Origin of the sequence: Nocardioides zeae, assembly GCF_010686755.1 — a bacterium.
GTDB classification, from domain to species: domain Bacteria; phylum Actinomycetota; class Actinomycetes; order Propionibacteriales; family Nocardioidaceae; genus Nocardioides; species Nocardioides zeae.
In genome coordinates, this window is record NZ_JAAGXA010000001.1 from 459,577 (window position 1) to 479,751 (window position 20,175).

General features: G+C 74.3%; 23 protein-coding genes. 14 read left to right on the forward strand and 9 right to left on the reverse strand.

What is annotated here, in order from left to right:
- Positions 1-137: 137 nt before the first annotated feature.
- From G3T38_RS02205 to G3T38_RS02215, 3 genes are all read left to right on the forward strand, one after another.
- Positions 138-1,820: a sigma-54-dependent Fis family transcriptional regulator gene (locus tag G3T38_RS02205; RefSeq protein ID WP_163770411.1), complete on the forward strand. Its 1,683-nt coding sequence runs from the start codon at positions 138-140 to the stop codon at positions 1,818-1,820.
- Positions 1,821-2,057: 237 nt separating this feature from the next.
- Positions 2,058-3,593, forward strand: coding sequence for a DEAD/DEAH box helicase (locus G3T38_RS02210; RefSeq protein ID WP_163770412.1), 1,536 nt, complete (start codon positions 2,058-2,060; stop codon positions 3,591-3,593).
- 14 nt (positions 3,594-3,607) lie between these two features.
- On the forward strand, positions 3,608-4,105 hold the full coding sequence (locus tag G3T38_RS02215) for an acyl-CoA thioesterase (protein WP_163770413.1): 498 nt from the start codon (positions 3,608-3,610) through the stop codon (positions 4,103-4,105).
- 25 nt (positions 4,106-4,130) lie between these two features.
- On the opposite strand, the gene soxR is transcribed toward G3T38_RS02215, so the two are convergent.
- The gene (gene soxR, locus G3T38_RS02220) at positions 4,131-4,568 is read right to left on the reverse strand and encodes a redox-sensitive transcriptional activator SoxR (RefSeq protein WP_163770414.1); all 438 of its coding nucleotides are present in this window, start codon (positions 4,566-4,568) and stop codon (positions 4,131-4,133) included.
- A 39-nt stretch (positions 4,569-4,607) separates the two neighbouring features.
- On the opposite strand from soxR, the gene G3T38_RS02225 reads away from it, so the two are divergent.
- Positions 4,608-5,966: an MFS transporter gene (locus G3T38_RS02225; RefSeq protein WP_163770415.1), complete on the forward strand. Its 1,359-nt coding sequence runs from the start codon at positions 4,608-4,610 to the stop codon at positions 5,964-5,966.
- A gap of 253 nt (positions 5,967-6,219) precedes the next feature.
- Here the strand turns inward: G3T38_RS02225 and G3T38_RS02230 are convergent, their stop codons facing one another.
- From G3T38_RS02230 to G3T38_RS02250, 5 genes are all read right to left on the reverse strand, one after another.
- Entirely contained in the window at positions 6,220-6,831 is a 612-nt protein-coding gene (locus tag G3T38_RS02230) for an alpha/beta fold hydrolase (protein ID WP_163770416.1), read from the reverse strand.
- Positions 6,832-6,914: 83 nt separating this feature from the next.
- Positions 6,915-7,928, reverse strand: a complete 1,014-nt coding sequence (locus G3T38_RS02235) for a glycine betaine ABC transporter substrate-binding protein (RefSeq protein WP_163770417.1) — start codon at positions 7,926-7,928, stop codon at positions 6,915-6,917.
- A gap of 1 nt (position 7,929) precedes the next feature.
- Positions 7,930-8,778: an ABC transporter permease gene (locus G3T38_RS02240; RefSeq protein WP_338037410.1), complete on the reverse strand. Its 849-nt coding sequence runs from the start codon at positions 8,776-8,778 to the stop codon at positions 7,930-7,932.
- Positions 8,775-10,040: an ABC transporter ATP-binding protein gene (locus G3T38_RS02245; RefSeq protein WP_163770418.1), complete on the reverse strand. Its 1,266-nt coding sequence runs from the start codon at positions 10,038-10,040 to the stop codon at positions 8,775-8,777. The genes G3T38_RS02240 and G3T38_RS02245 overlap by 4 nt, the downstream gene beginning before the upstream one ends.
- Positions 10,037-10,681 carry an ABC transporter permease gene (locus G3T38_RS02250; RefSeq protein ID WP_338037411.1) on the reverse strand — a complete coding sequence of 215 codons (645 nt, stop codon included), beginning with the start codon at positions 10,679-10,681 and terminating at the stop codon, positions 10,037-10,039. The genes G3T38_RS02245 and G3T38_RS02250 overlap by 4 nt, the downstream gene beginning before the upstream one ends.
- Before the next feature lie 218 nt (positions 10,682-10,899).
- Between G3T38_RS02250 and G3T38_RS21310 the strand changes: the two genes are divergently transcribed.
- From G3T38_RS21310 to G3T38_RS02285, 7 genes are all read left to right on the forward strand, one after another.
- Positions 10,900-11,586, forward strand: a complete 687-nt coding sequence (locus tag G3T38_RS21310; protein WP_163770419.1) for a maleylpyruvate isomerase N-terminal domain-containing protein — start codon at positions 10,900-10,902, stop codon at positions 11,584-11,586.
- Positions 11,583-13,004: a mycothione reductase gene (locus tag G3T38_RS02260; protein ID WP_163770420.1), complete on the forward strand. Its 1,422-nt coding sequence runs from the start codon at positions 11,583-11,585 to the stop codon at positions 13,002-13,004. The genes G3T38_RS21310 and G3T38_RS02260 overlap by 4 nt, the downstream gene beginning before the upstream one ends.
- 88 nt (positions 13,005-13,092) lie before the next feature.
- The gene (locus G3T38_RS02265; RefSeq protein ID WP_163770421.1) at positions 13,093-13,485 is read left to right on the forward strand and encodes a hypothetical protein; all 393 of its coding nucleotides are present in this window, start codon (positions 13,093-13,095) and stop codon (positions 13,483-13,485) included.
- Positions 13,486-13,511: 26 nt separating this feature from the next.
- Positions 13,512-13,835: a pyrimidine/purine nucleoside phosphorylase gene (ppnP, locus tag G3T38_RS22045; protein WP_163770422.1), complete on the forward strand. Its 324-nt coding sequence runs from the start codon at positions 13,512-13,514 to the stop codon at positions 13,833-13,835.
- A gap of 75 nt (positions 13,836-13,910) precedes the next feature.
- On the forward strand, positions 13,911-14,903 hold the full coding sequence (locus tag G3T38_RS02275) for a serine hydrolase domain-containing protein (RefSeq protein WP_163770423.1): 993 nt from the start codon (positions 13,911-13,913) through the stop codon (positions 14,901-14,903).
- A gap of 81 nt (positions 14,904-14,984) precedes the next feature.
- Positions 14,985-15,923 carry an arginase family protein gene (locus G3T38_RS02280; RefSeq protein ID WP_163770424.1) on the forward strand — a complete coding sequence of 313 codons (939 nt, stop codon included), beginning with the start codon at positions 14,985-14,987 and terminating at the stop codon, positions 15,921-15,923.
- 4 nt (positions 15,924-15,927) lie between these two features.
- Positions 15,928-16,269: a DUF2200 family protein gene (locus G3T38_RS02285; RefSeq protein WP_163770425.1), complete on the forward strand. Its 342-nt coding sequence runs from the start codon at positions 15,928-15,930 to the stop codon at positions 16,267-16,269.
- 13 nt (positions 16,270-16,282) lie between these two features.
- Here G3T38_RS02285 and G3T38_RS02290 read toward each other — a convergent pair whose 3' ends face one another.
- Complete coding sequence (locus G3T38_RS02290; protein ID WP_163770426.1) at positions 16,283-17,212, reverse strand: alpha/beta hydrolase; 930 nt, start codon at positions 17,210-17,212, stop codon at positions 16,283-16,285.
- 49 nt (positions 17,213-17,261) lie between these two features.
- Between G3T38_RS02290 and G3T38_RS02295 the strand changes: the two genes are divergently transcribed.
- Both G3T38_RS02295 and G3T38_RS02300 read left to right on the forward strand, forming a co-directional pair.
- The gene (locus G3T38_RS02295; protein ID WP_163770427.1) at positions 17,262-17,849 is read left to right on the forward strand and encodes a mycothiol transferase; all 588 of its coding nucleotides are present in this window, start codon (positions 17,262-17,264) and stop codon (positions 17,847-17,849) included.
- A 76-nt stretch (positions 17,850-17,925) separates the two neighbouring features.
- Positions 17,926-18,354: a hypothetical protein gene (locus tag G3T38_RS02300; RefSeq protein WP_163770428.1), complete on the forward strand. Its 429-nt coding sequence runs from the start codon at positions 17,926-17,928 to the stop codon at positions 18,352-18,354.
- A gap of 2 nt (positions 18,355-18,356) precedes the next feature.
- Here the strand turns inward: G3T38_RS02300 and G3T38_RS02305 are convergent, their stop codons facing one another.
- Positions 18,357-18,893, reverse strand: a complete 537-nt coding sequence (locus tag G3T38_RS02305; protein ID WP_163770429.1) for a uracil-DNA glycosylase family protein — start codon at positions 18,891-18,893, stop codon at positions 18,357-18,359.
- Between the two features lie 95 nt (positions 18,894-18,988).
- On the opposite strand from G3T38_RS02305, the gene G3T38_RS02310 reads away from it, so the two are divergent.
- Positions 18,989-19,612 carry a VTT domain-containing protein gene (locus G3T38_RS02310; RefSeq protein ID WP_163770430.1) on the forward strand — a complete coding sequence of 208 codons (624 nt, stop codon included), beginning with the start codon at positions 18,989-18,991 and terminating at the stop codon, positions 19,610-19,612.
- 64 nt (positions 19,613-19,676) lie between these two features.
- Here G3T38_RS02310 and G3T38_RS02315 read toward each other — a convergent pair whose 3' ends face one another.
- Positions 19,677-20,033 carry an SRPBCC family protein gene (locus tag G3T38_RS02315; protein ID WP_163770431.1) on the reverse strand — a complete coding sequence of 119 codons (357 nt, stop codon included), beginning with the start codon at positions 20,031-20,033 and terminating at the stop codon, positions 19,677-19,679.
- Between the last annotated feature and the right edge of the window lie 142 nt (positions 20,034-20,175).

The window sequence follows — 20,175 nt, forward strand, 5'->3', positions numbered from 1 at the left end:
GGTCGGGTCGGACGGACGTGTGCCAGGTCACCTTCCAGCATGCCGCGCCGTCAAGGCTGTGCAGAAACTGGACAGGGCGGCGCCCGGTCCCGCGGCGTACGCTGTGGCCCTCCTCACAGGGGAACGGAGGCACCTCGATGCGACCGAGCGGACTCGCCGCGCGGCAGGACGACCCGTCCATGCGGCGGACGATCGCGGACTCGTGGCGGCGGGCCGAGCTCGCCGGCCTCACGCCGGCGACCGCGTTCGACGGGCTCCGGTACGGCGCGGTCGACACCGCCAGCGCCCTGGTGGTGGCCGCGGCGCCGGTGCTCGACAACCTCAACGAGCGGTTGACGGGCACGGGGTTCACGACGCTCCTCGTCGACCGCGACGGCCGCGTCGCGCGGCGGTGGAGCAGCGACGACCGCGCGATCGCCGCCTTCGACGGTCTCGGTGTCGACGCCGGCGCGAGCCTCCTCGAGGAACGGATCGGCACCAACGCGCCGGGGACCGTGCTCGAGACGCGGGGGAGCGTGATGGTCAACGCCGACGAGCACTTCGCGGAGCCGCTGCGGGCGGTCAGCTGCTACGGGCACCCGATCGTGCACCCCGTGACCCGCCGCATCGAGGGCGTCCTCGACGTCTCCGCGCTGATGACGACGGTCAACCCGCTCGTGCCCCCGCTGGTCGCCGGGGTCGTGACCGAGATCGAGCAGCGGCTGCTCGACGGCAGCCGCGTCTCCGAGCGTCGCCTCCTCGGGGCCTTCCAGGCCGCGGCCCACCGGCGTCGCCCGGTCGTGGCGCTGCACGGCGACACCCTCATCTGCAACCAGGCCGCGACCGACCTGCTGAGCGCCACCGACATCGCCCTGCTCCGCATCCTGGCGGCGGACCTGCCGTCCACCGGCGGCCCACGCGTCCCGCTGACGCTGGAGTCGGGGGAGCGCGTGGAGGTGCGGGGGCTCCCCGTGGAGTCGGTGCGCGACGGTGTCGTGCTCCAGATCGAGCGGGTACGCGGCGGGTGCCGTCCCGACGGGAGCAGCGGGTCCGCGGGGACCGGTGCGCGGCTGGATGCTCCACCGAGCGTGGCGCCCGTGCTGGTCTCCGGGCCTCCCGGCAGCGGTCGCACGACGCAGGCTCGTTCGGCGGCACGATCGACACCGATCACGGTGCTCACGGCCACCTCCGCCCTGCTCGACGGACCCGCGGAGTGGGCTCGCCGGCTCGACGCGCTCGTGCGTGCCCGGCAGGGGGTCGTGTGCGTCGAGGGCGTGGACCTCCTCCCGGCCGACCTGCTCGCGCTCGTCGCGGCGCACGCCGCCGCCGGCCACGCCCCGCAGCTCGTGCTCACCAGTGGTCCGGCCGAGACCCTGGAGGGGCCGGTGGCCGCGCTCGCCGCGACCTGCATCGACCGCCGCGAGCTCGCCCCGTTGGCGGCGCGCACGGCCGAGCTGCCGGAGCTCGTCGCCGCGATGATCGACGACCTGGGAGCCGGCGCCGGCCGCGCCCCGGGGGAGTCCGTGCACCTGGGGCCGGGCGTGCTGCGGCTGCTGTCGGCCCACGACTGGCCCGGCAACCTGCGGGAGCTGCGGGCGGTGCTGGAGCACGCGGTGCGCCGGCGCCGCCGCGGGGCGATCACGGTGGACGACCTCCCGGAGAGCCACCGCGTGCCCGGAGCGAGCCGCGCGCTGTCGCCCATGGAGCGGGCCGAGCGCGACGCGGTCGTCGCGGCGCTGCGCGACGCCGGCGGCAACAAGGTGCAGGCGGCGCGCGCACTGGGGATCTCGCGCACGACCCTCTATGCCAAGATGCGCACCCTGCGCGTCACCGTGGACTGATCGAGCCGGACGCGCCGCCGTCCGGGTACGGCGCGTGGGATGCCCCACACGCGTCGTACCCGCGTCGAAGCGGCGACGCGCGGGTCGGGCGGTTACGCTCGTACCTGCCAGCTCGTCCGGCTCCCGCCGCGGGCTGTCTGCACGTCGAGCACCCGTGGGTGACTCCGTGCGTGGCCGGCCCGAGACCTCGGAGCCCCGGCTGTCGGCGGGACACGTTGCACAGATAGTGGTCTCTTCTTGTCTTCCTTCATCGATCTCGGCGTCCCCGCGCGCCTCGCCGACGTCCTCTCCGGTCTCGGCATCGACACCCCCACGCCGATCCAGGCGGCGACCCTGGGCGACTCCCTCGCCGGTCGTGACGTGCTGGGCCGCGGCCGCACCGGCTCCGGCAAGACCTACGCGTTCCTCCTCCCGCTCGTCGCCCGGCTGTCCGGGGGCGCGAGCGCCCGTCCCGGCGCGCCGCGTGCCCTCATCCTGGCGCCCACCCGTGAGCTCGTGGGCCAGATCGAGGCGTCCCTCGCCCCGCTGGCCGAGGCCGCCGGCCTCACGACGCGCACCGTCTTCGGTGGCGTCGGCCAGAACCCGCAGGTCAACGCGCTCCGTCGCGGCGTCGACATCCTCGTCGCCTGCCCCGGCCGGCTCGAGGACCTCATCGGGCAGGGTCACTGCTCGCTCGGCTCCGTCGAGGTGACGGTGCTCGACGAGGCCGACCACATGGCCGACCTCGGCTTCCTGCCCGCCGTGCGCCGCCTGCTCGGCCAGACGCCGAAGCAGAGCCAGCGCCTGCTGTTCTCCGCGACGCTCGACAAGGCGATCGACGCGCTGGTCAAGCAGTTCCTCACGAAGCCCGTCACGCACGAGGCCGACTCGGCGCAGTCGCCCGTCGCCGCGATGACCCACCACGTGCTGCACGTCGAGCGTGACCACCGCCTGCCGGTGCTCGTCGACCTCACCAGCGCGCCGGGCCGCACGGTGGTCTTCACCCGCACCAAGCACGGCGCCAAGGCGCTCGCCCGCCAGCTCAACCGCAGCGGCGTCCCGGCCGTCGAGCTCCACGGCAACCTCGGCCAGAACGCCCGCACGCGCAACATGGAGGCGTTCCACGACGGCCGCGCCACGGCGCTCGTCGCGACCGACATCGCGGCGCGCGGCATCCACGTCGACGACGTCGCCCTCGTCGTGCACGCGGACCCGCCGACCGAGCACAAGGCGTACCTCCACCGCTCCGGCCGCACCGCCCGGGCCGGCAACGCCGGCACGGTCGTGACGCTGATGACGACCGAGCAGAAGCGGGACGTCCGCGACCTCACGCGTGCCGCGGGCATCAACCCGACGACGACGCGGGTCACCGGCACCGACCACCCCGTGCTCGTCGAGCTCGCCCCCGGCGAGCGCAGCCTGCCCGGCGCCTTCGAGCCGGTCGTCGCGGCGCCCGCCCCGGCGCGCACCTCGACCCGCTCCTCGGATGAGCCGGGCTCCGGTGGTGGCCGCAAGCGCAGCCGTCGTCGCGGAGGCGGCGGCTCGGGCAGTGCCGCGGGCGGCGCGGGCGGCTCGTCCGCAGGCGGCGCCAACGGCGGAGGCGGTCGTGGTCGCTCTCGTGGCGGCGCGGGCGCGTCCGGCGGCGCTGCGGGCGGCCAGCGCTCGGGCGGTCAGCGCTCCGGTGGCGCGCGGTCGGGTGGCCAGCGCTCCGGTGGCCAGCGCTCGGGCGCGACGTCCAGCGGTGCGGGCTCGAGCTCGCACAGCGCGGCGTCGTTCAGCTCCCGCGCCCGCTGACCGCGGTTCCGGCGATGACCGACGCGACCGGCACCGTGTTCGACTGCCAGATCCAGGCGCGGCTGCGCGACATCAACCTCGCGGGCCACGTCGACAACGTCGAGGCGCTGCGGATCGTCGACGAGGCGCGGCTGCTGTTCCTCCACTTCGCCCCCGACGTGCTGTCGGGGGCGGAGCGGCCTGGGCGGCCCGAGCGACCCGGTCTGCTCGGCTCGGCCCCGGAGCACGTCACCGAGCTCATGGGCGCGCAGCGCATCGAGTACCACGCCGAGATGCGCTTCGTCGCCTTCCAGCCGTTCCTCGTGCGCCTGTGGGTGCACCGGATCGGCCGCACCTCGTTCGGTCTCGGCGTCGAGCTGCGCGTCGCGGCCGACCACCCGCCGGCCCTCGTGGCCGAGCTGTCGCTGGTGCTGTGGGACCACGAGGCCGGCGCGGCGTGGCCGATCTCCGACGAGGTGCGCGCCGCGCTCGCGACGTACCAGGGGCCGGGCGTCACCTTCCGCTCGCGCTGACGCGCGGGACCGGGCGTCCCGCGGGTCAGCGCTCCAGCCGTACGGCGCCGGGTCCGCGCTCGGCGAGCTCGTCGGCCGGGTTGGCGAGGGCGCAGGACCGCAGGGACAGGCAGCCGCAGCCGATGCACTCGTCGAGGGTGTCGCGCAGGGCCTCCAGCTGGGTGATGCGGGCCTCGAGCTCGCCGCGCCACGTGCGGGACAGGCGGGCCCAGTCGCGTCGCGTCGGTGTGCGGCCCTCCGGCAGGGTGGCCAGGGCGCGGGCGATGTCGGCGAGGGGGATGCCCACCCGCTGCGAGACCCGGATGAACGCGAGCCGGCGCAGCACGTCGCGGGAGTAGCGGCGCTGGCCCCCTGAGGTGCGCTCGCTCGTGATGAGGCCGTTGCGCTCGTAGAAGTGCAGGGCCGACACGGCGACGCCCGACCGGGCCGCCACCTCTCCGGGGGTCAGGGGCGTGGCAGTCATTTGACCTGAACCTTAGTTGAGGTCGAAGGATCCCGTGCCGTGACCCTCGTCGACGCTCGCCCCGAGCCCCTGTCGCCCTGGCGGCGGCCGTACGCCGCCGTCACCGCCGGCGCCTTCGGGCTGTCCTTCCTGTTCGCCTTCGAGGCCCTGGCCGTCGCCACGGTGATGCCCGCCGTCGCGCGCGAGCTCGACGGCCTCGCCCTCTACCCGGTGGCCTTCGCGGCACCGCTGGCCGCTGCGGTGGTCGCCCTGGTCGTCGCCGGACCGCTGGCCGACCGGCACGGTCCGTCACCGGTGCTGCACGGTGGCCTCGTCGTCTTCGCGGCCGGGGTCGTCCTGGCCGGCGTCGCGTGGTCGATGCCCGTGTTCCTGCTCGGCCGCCTCGTCCACGGCGCGGGCGGAGGGGTCATCGGTGTGGCGCTCTACGTCGTCGTCGCCGAGGCGTACCCCGCGGTGCTGCGTCCGCGGGTCTTCGCCGTGCTGACGGCGGCCTGGGTGCTGCCGGCGGTGGTCGGCCCCGGGATCGCCGCGGTGGTCGCGGACACCGTCGGCTGGCGGTGGGTGTTCCTCGCGGTGCCGGTGCTGGCGGCCGGGGCGCTCGCCCTCGTGCGGCAGGCGGACCTCTCCCGTCCACGGCGCGACGACCGGCCCGGTCCGGAGCGGCGTCGCGTGCTGCTGGCGCTCGGCGCCGCCCTCGGTGTGGTCGCGGTGAGCGTGGGTGGGCAGAGGGAGGCCCCGGGCTGGCCGGTGCTCGTGGCCGCGGGCCTGGCGCTGAGCGTCGCGACCGGGTCGCGGTTGCTGCCGCGGGGGGCATGGACGGGGGGACAGGGACTGCCCAGCGTGCTGGGCACGCGGGCCGTGGTGGGGGTGACGTTCCACCTGGCGGAGGTCTACCTGCCGCTGCTGCTCACCCTCGGGCGCGGGCTCTCCCTCGCGGGGGCCGGTGCCGTGCTGACGACGGGTGCCGTGACCTGGTGCCTCGGCGCGGTGCTCGCGTCCCGCTGGGGACGGCTGGCCGACGAGGAGCGCCGCGTGCGGATCGGCGCGGCGCTCGTGGTCCTGGGGGCGGGAGGTGCGGTGCTCGCGGGTACGCCGGCGGTGCCGCTCGTGCTGCCGGTGCTGGGGTGGGCGGTCGCCGGGCTGGGCATCGGGATGGCCTACTCGACGCTGTCGGTGCTGGCGCTCGCGACGGCGGCGGACGGGGAGGCCGGCGCGACCTCGTCCGCCCTGCAGCTCAACGACCACCTCGTCATCAGCGCGGTGCTCGCCCTCGGCGGGGTGGCCTTCGCCGGCTTCGCCTCCGGTGCGCCGGTGCTGGGCGCCACGGTGCTCGTGGCCGCCGCGGCCGCCGTCGGGCTGCTCGCCCAGGTGCCGGCGCGACGGTTGCAGGCTCCCTGAGCGGCCGGGCGCGCGGCGGAGCAGCCGGGCACCCGTGGCGGCCCGTGACCGGGGCCACCACCCTCACGGGTGAGTCGTCTTGGAAATCTGCACATCAACTGCGATGCTTGTTGAGATCTCCTCCGGACCTGGTCCGATCGTGGTCTCCTCACGCAGTGAGCCCGCCGGAGGTCCCCGTACTGCGGGGGAGATGGAGCGGCGTCGCTTTCGGCCGCCTCATCTCCTCTGCAGTCGCGGTTCTCGCCGGACCCGCCTACAGCCGGGTCGCCGCGCACCCGGCCACGAACTCCGCCGCACGCCGCTCGAACTGCCGCCCGTGCCGCAGCATCGCGTGCTTGCCGCCCTCCACCACCTCGAACGACACGTCGGTCGTGCGCGCCACGCGCTCGCTCAGGGCGCGCGCCCGCGCGATCGGCGCGATCCGGTCCTGGTCCCCGTGCAGCACGAGCACCCGCCGCCCCCGCAGGTCCGGCCGGTCCTCCGCCAGCACCCACGGATTGAGCGCGACCACGCAGCGCACCTCGGGCGCCGAACCGGCGAGCAGGGCGGCACGGCCGCCGAGCGAGTGGCCGACCAGAGCGACCGGCAGGTCGCCCCACCGATCCCGCAGCTCGCCCAGTGCCCACCGGACGTCCTCGACCGGCGTGCGGCTGGGGTCCCAGCCGCGGTGGGTGTTGAGGAGCCGGTACGTCGCGGCGTCCGGCACCCGACGGGCGACGCGGTGCGCCACGGGCTTCATGCGCAGCACCGACAGCTGGGTCGGGCTCACCATGGGGCTGCCCGGACGCGAGCCGCCGCCGTGCAGCACCAGCACGGCGGCGGTCGGACGGTCCGGCTCGCGGACGGGGATCAGGCGGGGTTGCACAGCGGGAGGGCCCTTCGTTCGGGGAGCGGTGCTGGTACCCGCGGCGGGGGCCGTCATGCGCCGTACCCCCGCCGCCGGGGCGGTCAGGGGCTCTCGACGAACCCCTGCTCCTCGAGCCACTGGTAGGCGACCTCGGCGGGCTCCTCGCCCTCGACGTCCACGCGGGCGTTGAGCTCGAGCAGCACCTCGTCGGTGAGCTCCTCCGTCACGGGCGCCATGAGCTCCTTGATCTCGGGGTGCTCCTCGGCGGTCTCCTCCCGCAGCACGAGGGAGACGTTGTACTTCGGGAAGTACTCCTGGTCGTCCTCGAGGACCGTGAGGTCGAGCGCGAGGATGCGACCGTCCGTCGTGAACACCTCCCCGAAGTTGCACTCCCCGCGCGCGGTCGCGTCGTAGATCGCGCCCGTCTGGTAGGTGCGCAGGTTGGACTCCGGGGTCCCGTCGGGCTGGTCGAGCGGGATGCCGTAGGTCTCCAGCATCCCGGGCAGGCCGTCGGGGCGGTTGGTGAACTCCGACTCGACGCAGAACGTGCGCTCCTCGACCGGGAGGTCGGCGATCTGCGACATCGACTCGATGCCGAGCCGCTGGGTGACCTCGGGGTTCATGGCGAACGCGTACGTGTTGTTCATGGGGGCCGGCGGCAGCCACACCAGCTGGTTCTGCTCGAGGTCGGCGTCCCGCACCGCCTCGTACTGCTCCTGCTCGTCCGGGATCGGCTCCGCCTCGCCGAGGTAGGTGATCCAGCCGGTGCCGGTGTACTCCCACATCGCGTCGATCTGGCCGTCGGTCTGGGCCTGGCGGGCCGCCGCGCTGCCGGGGATGTTGGTGAGGTCGGTGACCTCGGCCCCGGCCGAGCGCAGGAGGATGATCGCCATCTTGCCGAGGATGACGTTCTCGTTGAAGTTCTTCGACCCCACCGTGATCTCGGCGCCGTCGAGCGCGCCGTCGAAGTCGGCGAGGTCGCCCGTGAGGTCGCCGGTGGGCACGTAGCCGCCGGCCGTGCCGAGCGCGCAGCCCGACAGCAGGGCACCGGTCGCCACGAGCGCCGCGGCACCGGCGGCGAGGCGGCGGGCGGTGCGGGTGCTGGTGCGTGCCACGTCAGACCCCCTTCGGTCGGTAGGCGAGCTCGAGCAGGCGCCCGATCCACTCGATGAGCAGGGCGAGCAGCGCGATGAGCAGCGCGCCGGTGATCATCAGCGAGAACCGGAACAGCGAGATGCCCGTCTGGAGCACCTCGCCCAGGCCGCCGGCGTCGATGAAGCAGGCCAGCGAGGCCGTGCCCGCGATGAGCACGAGGGACGTGCGGATGCCGGCCATGATCACCGGTACGGCGAGGGGCAGCTCGATCTTGCGCAGGGTCTCCGTCGAGGTCATGCCGACGCCCCGTGCGGCCTCGACCAGCGTGGGGTCGACGGCCTGGATGCCCGTGATCGTGTTCCGCAGCACGGGCAGGATCCCGTAGAGGCTCAGCCCGATGATCGCCGTCCAGAAGCCGCCGCCGAGCCAGAGGAACAGCAGCACGATGAGGCCGACGGACGGCGCGGCCTGGCCCGCGTTGGCGATGCCGACGACGAGCGGCGCGGCGCGCTTCACCCGGCCGCGCGTGAGGGCGATGCCGAGGGGGAGCGACACCGCGACGACGATCACCGCCGCCACCACCGTGAGCTGCAGGTGGTCGACGAGCAGCCGCGACAGGGTGCTCCACTTCAGCTGGTTGGCCTCGACCGAGTCGAGCTCGGCGGTCTGGCGCCAGACGAGGAAGCCGATGAAGGCCAGGGCGACGAGCACGGGCGGCACGACCAGCATGGCCACCGTCTCCCGGCTGACGCTCTTGCGGGCGAGCCAGCCGCGGGCGCCGCGATCGGCCGGCGCGGACTCCTCGTCCGGGCTGGTCCGCCGCTCGTGGTCGGGCGGCCCGGTCGTCGTCTCCAACGTCTCCGCGCTCACGGGCGCGCCTCCCCGGTCCCGGCCGCCTCGCCAGCCTCGGTGGCTCCGCCAGCCTCGGTGGCTTCCGCGGCGGCGGCCTCCTGGGCCCGGATGTGCTGCGTCACGGACTCGAAGTCGACGACGCCGAGGTACTCGTCCTTGTCGCCCGTGACGATCGCGGCGGCGTGGGACGAGCTGAGCATCGTGTCGAGGGCGTCGTTGAGGGTGGCGCGGCGGTCGAGCGTGACGAGCTCGTCGCGACGGGGCACGTCGATGCGCTGCTGGCGCCGCAGGGTGCGCAGCCACGGCCACGCGACCGGGCGTCCGCGCTCGTCCAGCACCACGACGCAGTCCTGGCGGGCGGCCTCCGCGCGCCGTACCGCATCGGCGGCGTCGTCGCCCTGCCGGGCCGTCGTCCACTCGCCCATCCGGAGCTCGTTGACGCGCGAGAGGCTGAGCTGCTTGAGCGTCGAGCCCGCGCCGACGAAGTCGGCCACGAAGTCGTTGGCGGGGGCGGCGAGGATGTTCTCCGGGGTGTCGTACTGCTCGATGTGCGCGCCCTCGGAGAAGATCAGGATGCGGTCGCCGAGCTTGATGGCCTCGTCGATGTCGTGCGTGACGCAGACGATCGTCTTGCCGAGCTCGCGCTGGATGCCGAGCATCTCGTCCTGCAGGCGCTGACGCGTGATGGGGTCGACGGCGCCGAACGGCTCGTCCATCAGCACGACCGGCGGGTCGGCCGCGAGGCCGCGGGCCACGCCCACGCGCTGCTGCTGGCCGCCGGAGAGCTCGCGGGGGTAGCGGTCGCGGTACCTGGCCGGGTCGAGGCCGACGAGGTCGAGCAGCTCCTCCGTGCGGGCCGCGATCTCCTGCTTCGACCACTTGAGCAGCTTGGGGACGACCGCGATGTTGTCGGCGACGGTCATGTGGGGGAAGAGGCTGCCGCCCTGGATGACGTAGCCGATCGTGCGGCGCAGCTCGTCGGCGTCACGGCCGCGGACGTCCTCGCCGCCGATCGTGATGGTGCCGGAGGTCGGCTCGATGAGGCGGTTGATCATCTTCAGCGACGTCGTCTTGCCGCAGCCGGAGGGGCCGATGAACATGACGACCTCGCCGGCCGGGACGGTGAGCGAGAGGCTCTGGACGGCGGGCGCCTTCTGGCCGGGGTACTTCTTGACGACGTCCCTCAGCTCGATGTCGACGCCGCTGATCCGACGCCCGTCGCGGTCGTCGCGGGCGTCGTCGTGGGGCTGGGGGGTGGTGTGCGTGTCCTGGTCCGTCATGCGACGCGGACTCCCTTCGAGATGGTGAGGCGCCCGAGCGCGAGCAGCAGGAGGTCGGCGACCAGGGCGACGATGACGATGCCGACCGTGCCGACGACGGCGTAGTTGAGGGCGTTGGCGCCGCCGGTCTGGACGAGGCCCGTCCAGATGTAGGAGCCGAGGCCGGGGCCGAGCACGTAGGCGGCGATGGCGGCGATGCCCATCGACATCTGCATCGAGGTGCGCACGCCGGCGAGGATCACCGGCCAGGCCAGGGGGATCTGCACCTTGAGCAGCACGCCGACAGGACCCATGCCCATCCCGCGCGCCGACTCCAGGAGAGTCTGGTCGACCCCCGCCAGCCCGACCACCGCGTTCCGCAGGACCGGGAGCACGGCGTAGAACACGACGCAGAGGAAGGCCGTCGTGGTGCCGAGCCCGGACAGGGGCAGCAGGAGGCCGACGAGCGCGAACGACGGCAGGGTGAGCCCGACCGCCGAGACGGCGTTGGCGACCGGTTCCAGCACCTTGAACCGGTTGATGAGGACCGCCAGCGCGATCGCGACGATGGTCGCCACGAGCACGCACTGGAAGACCAGGTTGGCGTGTTGGAGCATGTCGAAGGCGATCTGTCGCCGTCTCTCCGCGATGAAGTCGTCCACGCAGCGTTCCTTCCGGCCGTCCTGCAGGGCTCGACACGGGACCGTGCCGGCGAATCGCGAGCCTTTACCCCGCGCACGCGGGGCTACACCCGAAAGTGGCGATCGATGTTCATCGACTCACCCGTCCGGGTCACGCTCGCCCCCTGGTTTCGGCCCCCCTGCTCCAATGACGGGGACGGGTCGAGCAGACGGCCCCCGACGATGCGGGACGGTGCGACATGGCGGGAGACACGGACGCGGCACGCGAGTGGCGCGAGGCCTACGAGCGGGTGAGCGGGCTGGTCGCCACGACGCAGCTGCGTGACCCCGGCGCGCTCGAGCGCGCGGTGCCGGCGACCCCGGACTGGCGGGCACGCGACCTCGTGGCGCACATGATCGGGGTCGGCAGCGACACCCTGCGCGACGCCGTCGACGACGACCTCGGCGAGGAGTGGACGCAGCGCCACGTGGAGGCGCGGCGCGACCGCACGGTGCCGGAGCTGCTCGAGGAGTGGAGCGAGCTGGCCCCGCGGATCGAGGAGCACGTCGCGACCACCGACCCGGCGCCGCTGGGCGACGTCGTCATCCACGAGCAGGACCTCCGGAGCGCTCTCGGCACGCCCGGCGGCCGCGCCTCGGGCGGCCTGGCGATGGTGCGCGAGCAGATGGCCGACACCTTCGGCGAGGGGCTGGGCGAGCGCGGTCCGGTGCGGCTGGAGGCGACGGACGAGGACTGGACCTGGCAGTCGGCGGACGGCGACCCCGCCGTCGTCCTGCGTGCGTCGGGCTTCGACCTCGCACGCGCGGTGACGTCGCGTCGCACCGAGGAGCAGCTGCGCTCCTACGTCGCGGCGGGCGACCTCGGCCCGTTCCTCGACGACTTCGCCGGGCTCGGCCCGCTGCCGACCCAGGCCCTGCCCGAGTGACCGAGCACTACGACGTCGTCGTCCTCGGGGCCGGCTCCGGCAACACCGTGATCGACGACCGCTTCGCGCACCTGCGCGTCGCCATCGTCGAGCGCGGGCCCTTCGGCGGCACCTGCGTCAACCGGGGCTGCATCCCGTCGAAGATGTACGTGCACGCCGCCGACCTGCTGACCGGCGCCGCGCGGGGGCCCGCCCTCGGCGTACGCACGGCAGCGTCGGCCGCCGACCAGGCGGCCTGGGCTCGGCTCCGCGACCGCGTCACGTCGCGGATCGACGCGGTGGCGCGGAGCGGCGAGGACTACCGGCGGGGTCTCGACTTCGTCGACGTCCTGCGGGGGACGGGGCGCTTCACCGGCCCCGGCGCGCTCGAGGTCGAGGACGCCGACGGCGGCATCACCCCGATCACGGCGGATGAGGTCGTGATCGCGACCGGGAGCCGTCCGGTGGTGCCCGACCTGCCGGGCCTGCACGACGTCCCCCACGTCACCAGCGACTCCGTGATGCGGCTCGACGAGCTCCCGCGGCGGATGGTGGTGATCGGCGGCGGGTACGTCGGCTGCGAGCTCGCCCACGTCTTCGCCGCGCTCGGGGTGGAGGTCGTGCAGGTCGAGAGCGAGGACGTGCTGCTGTCCGCGCAGGACGCCGACGTCGCCGACGTGGTGACGCGTGCATCCCGCGACCGCTGGGACGTGCGCACCGGGGCGCGGCTCGAGCGCGCGGAGCTGCTGGACGACGGGTCCGCGCGCCTCGAGCTCGACGACGGGTCCCACGTGGAGACCGACCTCGTGCTCGTCGCCATCGGCCGGCAGACCAACGCCGACCTCCTCGACCTCGACCGCGCCGGGGTGCCCGTGGACGACGACGGCCTCGTCGTCGTGGACGAGCACCAGCGCGCGGCCGACGGCGTCTGGGCGCTCGGCGACGCGAGCAGCTCCCCGCCGCTCAAGCACGTCGCCAACCAGGACGCACGGGTCGTGCAGCACAACCTGCTCCACCCCGACGACCTGGTGGCCAGCGACCACCGGCACGTGCCCCAGGCCGTCTTCACGGAGCCGCAGGTCGCAGCCGTCGGGCTCACCGAGGCGGCCGCCCGCGAGCAGGGGATCGACGTCGCGGTCGGGCGCAAGGACGTCGCGGACACCGCCTACGGCTGGGCGTTGCAGAGCGGTCCGGACGACGACGACCCGGCCGGCCCCGGCGGCTTCGCGAAGGTGCTCGTCGACCGCCGGACCGGGCTGCTCGTCGGGGCGCACGTCGTGGGGCCGATGGCGGCGACGTTGATCCAGCCGCTCGTGCAGGCCATCAGCAGCGACGTACCGGTGCGGGGGCTGGCGCGGGGGCAGTACTGGATCCACCCCGCGCCGACCGAGCTCGTCGAGGGCGCGTTGCTCGCGGTGGAGGAGGCGCTGGGGGGCTGACACTTTCCCCGGTCGACCGGGGAACACGCCGCTTTGACCATCAATCTTGATGGTCACAGCGGTCGGTTCGGTGCAGGCTGACCCGTCAATGGGACGAGATCGCGGGGAGACGTTCGCGCAGATCGTCGCGCGCACGCTGGCCGAACCTCCTCGGCCCGAGCCGGAGGGCCCGTCGACGCCACGGCTGCCCGACGGGCGTCGGCTCGACGAGGTGCGGTCGGGGCTGACGCCCGGCGAGGCGCGCGAGCTCGTCGCCGGCGGGGCGCTCCTCGCGTTCGAGGGCTGCGGCTGCGGTGGGGGACCGGGCTGCGAGCCGCGGTGGTACGACGCGGCCGAGCGCCGTCGCGCGGCACGCCTCCTCCCGCGGATCCGCGCCCGGAGCCACCCGGGCTGGATCGACCTCTGGAGCCCGGTCGACGATGCGACGACGCACGTGGTCTACGTGCACGGCGAGGTGCTCTGGGGCGACCTGATGTGGTGAGCGCCGCCCCTCTAGGCTCACCGCTCGTGACCAGCGACGACGCGACCTACGCGAACGTGACCCTCGACCCGCGCGCCAACGTCTACTTCGACGGCGGCTGCGTGAGCCACACCTTCCACCTGGCCGACGGGACGCGGAAGTCCGCCGGCGTCATCTTCCCGGGCACCTTCGAGTTCGGGACGGGCGAGCCGGAGGTCATGGACCTCAACGCGGGCCGCTGCCGGGTGCTGCTCCCCGGCGCCGACGCGTGGGTCGAGCACGCCGCGGGTGGGTCGTTCGCGGTGCCCGGCGACGCGTCGTTCTCGATCGAGGTGCTGGAGACGCTCGGCTACGTCTGCCACTACGGCTGAGCCGGGCACGAATGGCTAGTCCCGAGGCCTCGTAAATCGGGTGACCGGGCGCTCCCCGCGCCGTACGGTCGGTCCATGGCCCCCGACACCGCTGCCCTGCACACCGCTGCGCTGGACTCCGGGTTCACCGGCGCGATCCGCGTCGACCGTGGGGACGTGGTGCTGCTCGACCGGGCCTACGGGCTCGCCGACCGCGCCCACGGGGTGGCGGCCACCACCGGGCACCGGTACGGCGTGGCCAGCGTCGCGAAGGGCGTCACGGCCCTCGCCGTCGCCAGCCTCGTGGAGGAGGGGCGGCTGGGGTGGGACGACCCGGTGCGCCCGGTGCTGGGTGACGACCTCCCCCTCGTCGACGACGCCGTCACCGTCGACCACCTGCTGAGCCACCGCTCCGGCATCGGCGACTACATCGACGAGGCGGCGGGCGGCGAGATCACCGACCACGTGCTCACCCGCCCGGTCCACGAGCTCGACGACACGGAGGCGTTCCTGCCGGAGCTCGACGGCCGACCCCAGGTCTCCGTCCCGGGCGCGACGTTCGCCTACAACAACTCCGGCTACGTGCTCCTCGCGCTCGTGGCGCAGCGTGTCAGCGGCGTCGCGTTCACCGAGCTGGTGCGCGAGCGGGTGCTCGAGCCCGCCGGCATGACGCGCAGCGGATACCCGCGCACCGACGAGCTGCCGGGCGACGTCGCCCGCGGCTACCTCGCCGAGGACGGGCTCCGCACCAACGTGCTCCACCTGCCCGTGCGGGGCAGCGGCGACGGCGGGCTCGTGACCACCACCGCCGACCTCACCCGCTTCTGGCGAGCCCTGCGGGCCAACCGCATCGTCAGCGAGCCGACCGTGCGGCGCCTGGTGGAGCCGACGGCGGACGTCCCCGACGAGCAGATGCGCTACGCACGGGGCTTCTGGCTGGCCCAGGACTCCGGCACGGTGGTGCTGGAGGGGTACGACGCGGGTGTCTCCGCCCGCACGAGCCACGACCCCGACGGTGACGTCGTCGTGACGGTCGTGGCCACGACGGCGGAGGGCGCGTGGCCCGTGCTGGAGGCGCTGGCCGACTGACGGGCGACGGCGCCGGTCGGCCACGGCCGGACGGGGTACCGGCTCCCGACGTGGTCGCGGGGGAGAGCGGAGGATCCGGAGATGGTCGAGGTGCTGAACGTCGTCGGCGTGCCGACGAGCGCGGGGGCCTACGCCCCGGGCCAGGAGCGGGCGCCACGCGTGTTCCGCGAGCACGGCCTGGTGGAGGCGCTGGCGTCCACGGGGTGGTGGGTGCGGGACCGCGGCGACGTCCACGGGGTGCGGTGGCGGCCGGACCCCGGTCGCCCGGAGGCCATGAACGTCCCCGACGTCGTCGAGGTCGCCCGGTCCGCGGCCCGGCGCGTCGGCCAGCTGCTGGACGTGGGGGAGCACGTGCTGGTGCTCGGGGGCGACTGCTCCATCGAGGTGGGCGTGGTGGCCGGCGCGCTCGCCTCGGGCGCATCGGTCGGCCTGGTGTACATCGACCTCGACGCCGACCTCAAGGTGCCGGCGACGGGCGAGGGCGCCCTGGACTGGATGGGGGTCGCGCACCTCCTCGACGTCCCGGGAGCGGACCCCGCGGTGGCCGACCTGGGCCCGCGGCGTCCCCTCCTGACCGGCAGCGACGTGCTGCTGCTCGGCCAGGGCAACATCACCGACTCCGAGGCGGACATCGTGCGGCAGCGGGGGATCGAGGTGATCCCGCTCGCGGAGGTGCACGCCGACCCGGTGGCCGCAGCGGACAAGGCCGTCGCCTGGGCCGCACAGCACGACCGGTTGCTCGTGCACGTGGACGTCGACGTGCTCCGGTGGGTCGACTTCCCGATCGCCGAGAACAGCCGCCGCGCCGACGGGCTCACGCTCGACGAGCTCGGCGCCGTCCTGGGACGTCTCGTCAGCGCCCCCGCCTGGAGGGCGTTGACGGTCTGCGAGGTGAACCCCGACCACGCGCCCGACGAGACGGAGTCGTTCGCGAGGCTCAACCGGATGCTGGCCGAGGCGTTCAGCCGGTGCCCCGCGGCCGGATCGCACGGACACCGGGGGTCGAGCGGCCTACCCTGACGGCGTGCACCGCATCTTCACCACCGCCGTGGCGGACGTCTACCCGCACTACGTCGCCAAGGTCGAGCGCAAGGGCCGCACGCGTGCGGAGCTCGACGAGGTCATCGGCTGGCTCACCGGGTTCGACGACGCGGCGCTGCAGCGCCACCTCGAGGAGCGCACGACCTTCGCCGACTTCTTCGGCGCAGCCCACCTGAACCCCGGTACGGCGCTGATCACGGGCTCGGTCTGCGGGGTGAAGGTGCAGGAGGTGGAGGACCCGCTCATGCGCCAGGTCCGCTACCTGGACAAGCTGGTCGACGAGCTGGCCAAGGGGCGACCGATGGCGAAGGTGCTGCGCGCCTGATCGTGGGCGGACCTCATCCCACCGGCACGTGGCGCCCCAGGAACTCCAGGTAGTCCTCGACCGCCCGGTCGAACGGTGCGCCGAGGTACACGTCGAAGTGACCGACCGGGTAGGACGTCAGCTCGACGTGCGGGGAGCGACGGAGCTGGCGCCGCGCCGTACGGGCGGGTGCGACGGTGTCGTGCTCGCAGAGGGTGACGAGCGTCGGGCACTGGATGCGCCGCGCGCGGCGGCCCGGGGCGTAGAGGAACACGTCGATCGCCGAGCGGGCCGTCAGGCGGTTCTCGTGGTCGGGCGCTCCGGCGGAGATGGCCTCGACGCCCGGCAGGGCGTCGGCGCTCGACATGAACGCGGGGGTGCCGGCCGGTGCCGCGGCGGGCAGGTAGCGCGGGCTCGCGCCCCGGCGTCCTCGCACCCAGTCGCGGACCGCGGCGACCGTGACGCGGGCACTCGTGCGGGTGTCGACGGCGAGCGAGGAGGCGATGCCGTCGGTGAAGGGGCACTGCGCGACCGCGGCCGTGATCCGGGGGTCCCGGGCCGCCAGCGTCAGCGCGTGCCCGCCGCCGAAGCTCGTGCCCCACACGACGACGCGGTCCGGGTCGACCCCCGGGAGGGTGCGGGCGTGGGTGATCGCCGCGTCCCAGTCGGCGAGCTGCCGACGCACCGACAGCAGCTGGCGGGGCTCGCCCGTGCTGCCGCCGAAGTGGCGGTAGTCGAAGACGAGGCAGGCGTAGCCGGCGGCGGCGAAGCGCTCGGCGTAGGGCTCGAGCCCCATCGTGCGGGTGCCGCCGAGGCCGTGGGCCATGACGATCACCGGCACCGGGGCGTGCTCGGCGGCCCCGGGGTAGAACCACGCGGCGCAGGTCTCGCCCTCGACGGCGAACTCGATGTCGGCTCGGGTCACGGTGGTCTCCTCGCAGTACTCGTGTTGACACGCATTCAACAGCCGTCCGGGGTGTCGGCGCGCCCCCCGATCGGTCTAGGTTCGCGGGGTGGACGACCTCAAGCACGTGCTCCAGCGCTACCTCGACCGCGAGCGCCGCGCGCTCCTGTGGAAGCTCGACGGGCTCAGCGAGCGCGACCAGCGCTGGCCGGCGACCAGCACCGGCACCAACCTGCTCGGGCTGGTCAAGCACGTCGCGTTCACGCAGGCGGGCTACCTCGGTGACGTCTTCGGACGCCCGTTGCCCGACAAGCCGGCGTGGATGGTCGAGGCGGACGCGGACGACTCGGAGGCCAACCTCGACATGTGGGCCTCCTCCGAGGAGACGCCCGCGAAGATCGTCGCGCTCTACGAGCGGGTCAACGCCCACGCGGACGCCACGATCGCGGCGCTCGACCTGGAGACGGTCGGGCACGTGCCGTGGTGGGGCCCGTCCGGGGACACCACCCTGCAGCGCGTGCTCGTGCACCTGGTCGCCGAGGTCGCCCGGCACGCCGGCCACGCCGACATCCTGCGCGAGACGCTCGACGGCGGCCGGGGCCTCGTCGACGGCAACCCCAACCTGCCGGACGAGGACGAGGAGTGGTGGGAGCGGTACGTCGCCCGCCTGCGCACCGTCGCGGAGGCTGCGGGCTGACGCCTGGCTCCCGCGGCCCTGGGGCCCTGTGGATGACGCCGGCGGCGAGCGGCGCGATCGGTCCAGACTGGCCGGCATGCGAAGCATCGACGAGACGTTCATCCGCTCCACCGACGACCTCGCCGCCTTCTGGCGCGACATCAAGGGTGGCCTCGGCTGGAGCGCGCCGCAGCTGTGGGCGGCCCACATCGCCGCCGACGGCTCGGTGAGCCCGGCCCTGATGCACCTGTACGACGAGGACCATGCCGACGCGCCGCCGCCGGAGCTGCTCGACGGCTTCGTGCAGCTGCACACGGAGGTGCTGGCGACCTCCTTCCCGGGCGGGTCGCTGGCGGTCCTGAAGGCCCGTCCGGGAGGGCCGTCCTTCACGCGGGCCGACCGGGCGTGGTGCCAGGGGCTGCAGCGCGCGCTGCTCGACGCGCCGTTCGCGTCGTACCCGGTGTTCTTCGCCAGCGACGCCGGCGTGGGCATCGTGCCGCCGGACGAGCTGGTGGCGGCGGCCTGAGGTCAGCGGGGGAGCTCGAGGTCGGCGAGCACGTCGGCCACCTCGACCGCCGGGGCGAACGGGCCGGGCATGCGGAAGACGCGGATGCCGCCGGGCAGCTCGGCGTCCTGGTAGCCGGGCCGCCCCTCGCGGCCGAGCAACGCCTTCACGGGGAGACGGGTCAGGCAGACGACGAGGGGCACGGCACGCTCGGTCAGCTGGGCCAGCAGCCGCTCGCGGCCGTCGGCGACCTCGTCGGGCGTCACGGCGGCGCCGCTCGCCGGCCGGCGCACGACGTTGGCGAACCCGACCCCGGCGGCCAGCGCGCCGGGCTCGAAAAAGGTCCCGTCGGTGGGGGCCGGGAGGAGGCCGGTCGACGCGAGACGGTGCAGCTGGCGCTGGCCGACCTGACCCTGGAAGTAGTGGCCGGCCTCGACGCTGCACGGCACGGGGTGCAGCCCGACGACCATGGCCCGCGGCCGGTCGGGCCAGAGGTCCGCGAGGGTCAGCACCGTGGTGCCCCGCCAGTCGACGGTCGTGCGGTGGTCGTCGGCGCCCATGGGCCCAGTGTCGGGCCGGGCCCAACTGCGTTCGCCTGCTTGGGTGTGCGGCCTACCGTGGGGCAGGGCCGCCGGACGCCCGGGAGGGCGGACCCGTGGACACGCTCCTCGACCTCGCCCGCTCGTTGCTGGGCTCGCCGTGGCTCTACGTCGCGGTGCTCGTGCTCGTCCTCGCGGACTGCTTCGTGCCGGCCGTGCCCAGCGACGAGGTGATCATCGCCGTCGGTGCTCTGGCCGTGACCGCCGACCACGCGTGGGTGCTCGTGGGACTGTTCGGTGCCGCCGCGGTGGGCGCCCTGGCCGGTGACAGCACCGGCTTCCTCATCGGCAGCCGCCTGCCGCGCGAACGGCTGCGCCGCCGCCGGTGGCTGGTGCGCTTCCTCGATGCCGCCGACCGCCAGCTCGAGCGCCGTGGCGCGCGGATCGTCGTGACGGCGCGGTTCGTCCCCGTCGTGCGCATCGGCGTCAACCTCGTCGCGGGCGGGACGCTCCGCTACCGCGACTGGGTCCCGATGGCGGGACTCGCCTGCCTGCTGTGGGCCTCGTTCACCGTGGCGATCGGCGGTGTCGCCGGCTTCGGCCTCAGCGACCAGCCCGTGCTGGCGATGCTGCTGGGCATGGCGATCGGCCTCTCCGTGGGCTTCGTCCTCGACCGCGCCCTCACCGCCCGCGCCCGCCGCCGGGACGGCGTCGCGCTGGACGAGGTGCGCGAGGCCTGAGCGTCGAGTTGTCACGTACGCCGCGGCAGGCTCGCCGAGTTGTCACGTACGCCGCGGATGCCGCTCACGCGTCGTACGACTCCCGGAGGTCCGCCCACAGCAGCACGTTGATCCGCCGCCGCAGGTGGCGGAGCGTCGGGTCGTCCGGCAGCGGCAACGGGCTCAGGTGGGTGAAGACGAGGCGGGTCTCGTTCTCGTGCGGCAGCACGGCGAAGTGGATCTCGTCGTCGGGGCGACTCGGCCACAGCGACGACCAGACGACGCGCTCGGGCGGCTCGGCGACGAGCACCCGGGGGTCCACCTCGTCGGGCTCGAGGAACAACCACGGCCTCCCGCCGGTACGGCGCGGCTCGGCCAGCGACTCGAACACGACGTGCGGCGGGGGCGGCAGCTTCTTCGCCCGGTGCGCGAGCTCGATCATCGCTGCAGGCTAGGTCCCGCGGGACTGCGGCGCACCACCTTTGTCGGGCACGGGGGCCGACCGACGCTCCGAACGCGGCGTACGTGACAACTCGGCGAGCTCAACCCGGCGCGACCCAGCTCGAGGGGACCCGTCGCGCGGT

Coding starts and splice junctions, on each gene's coding strand:
- G3T38_RS02205 (WP_163770411.1), top strand. CDS start 138: ATGCGACCGAGCGGACTCGCCGCGCGGCAGGACGACCCGTCCATGCGG.
- G3T38_RS02215 (WP_163770413.1), top strand. CDS start 3,608: ATGACCGACGCGACCGGCACCGTGTTCGACTGCCAGATCCAGGCGCGG.
- soxR (WP_163770414.1), bottom strand. CDS start 4,568: ATGACTGCCACGCCCCTGACCCCCGGAGAGGTGGCGGCCCGGTCGGGC.
- G3T38_RS02245 (WP_163770418.1), bottom strand. CDS start 10,040: ATGACGGACCAGGACACGCACACCACCCCCCAGCCCCACGACGACGCC.
- G3T38_RS21310 (WP_163770419.1), top strand. CDS start 10,900: ATGGCGGGAGACACGGACGCGGCACGCGAGTGGCGCGAGGCCTACGAG.
- G3T38_RS02265 (WP_163770421.1), top strand. CDS start 13,093: ATGGGACGAGATCGCGGGGAGACGTTCGCGCAGATCGTCGCGCGCACG.
- G3T38_RS02275 (WP_163770423.1), top strand. CDS start 13,911: ATGGCCCCCGACACCGCTGCCCTGCACACCGCTGCGCTGGACTCCGGG.
- G3T38_RS02280 (WP_163770424.1), top strand. CDS start 14,985: ATGGTCGAGGTGCTGAACGTCGTCGGCGTGCCGACGAGCGCGGGGGCC.
- G3T38_RS02300 (WP_163770428.1), top strand. CDS start 17,926: ATGCGAAGCATCGACGAGACGTTCATCCGCTCCACCGACGACCTCGCC.
- G3T38_RS02305 (WP_163770429.1), bottom strand. CDS start 18,893: ATGGGCGCCGACGACCACCGCACGACCGTCGACTGGCGGGGCACCACG.
- G3T38_RS02315 (WP_163770431.1), bottom strand. CDS start 20,033: ATGATCGAGCTCGCGCACCGGGCGAAGAAGCTGCCGCCCCCGCCGCAC.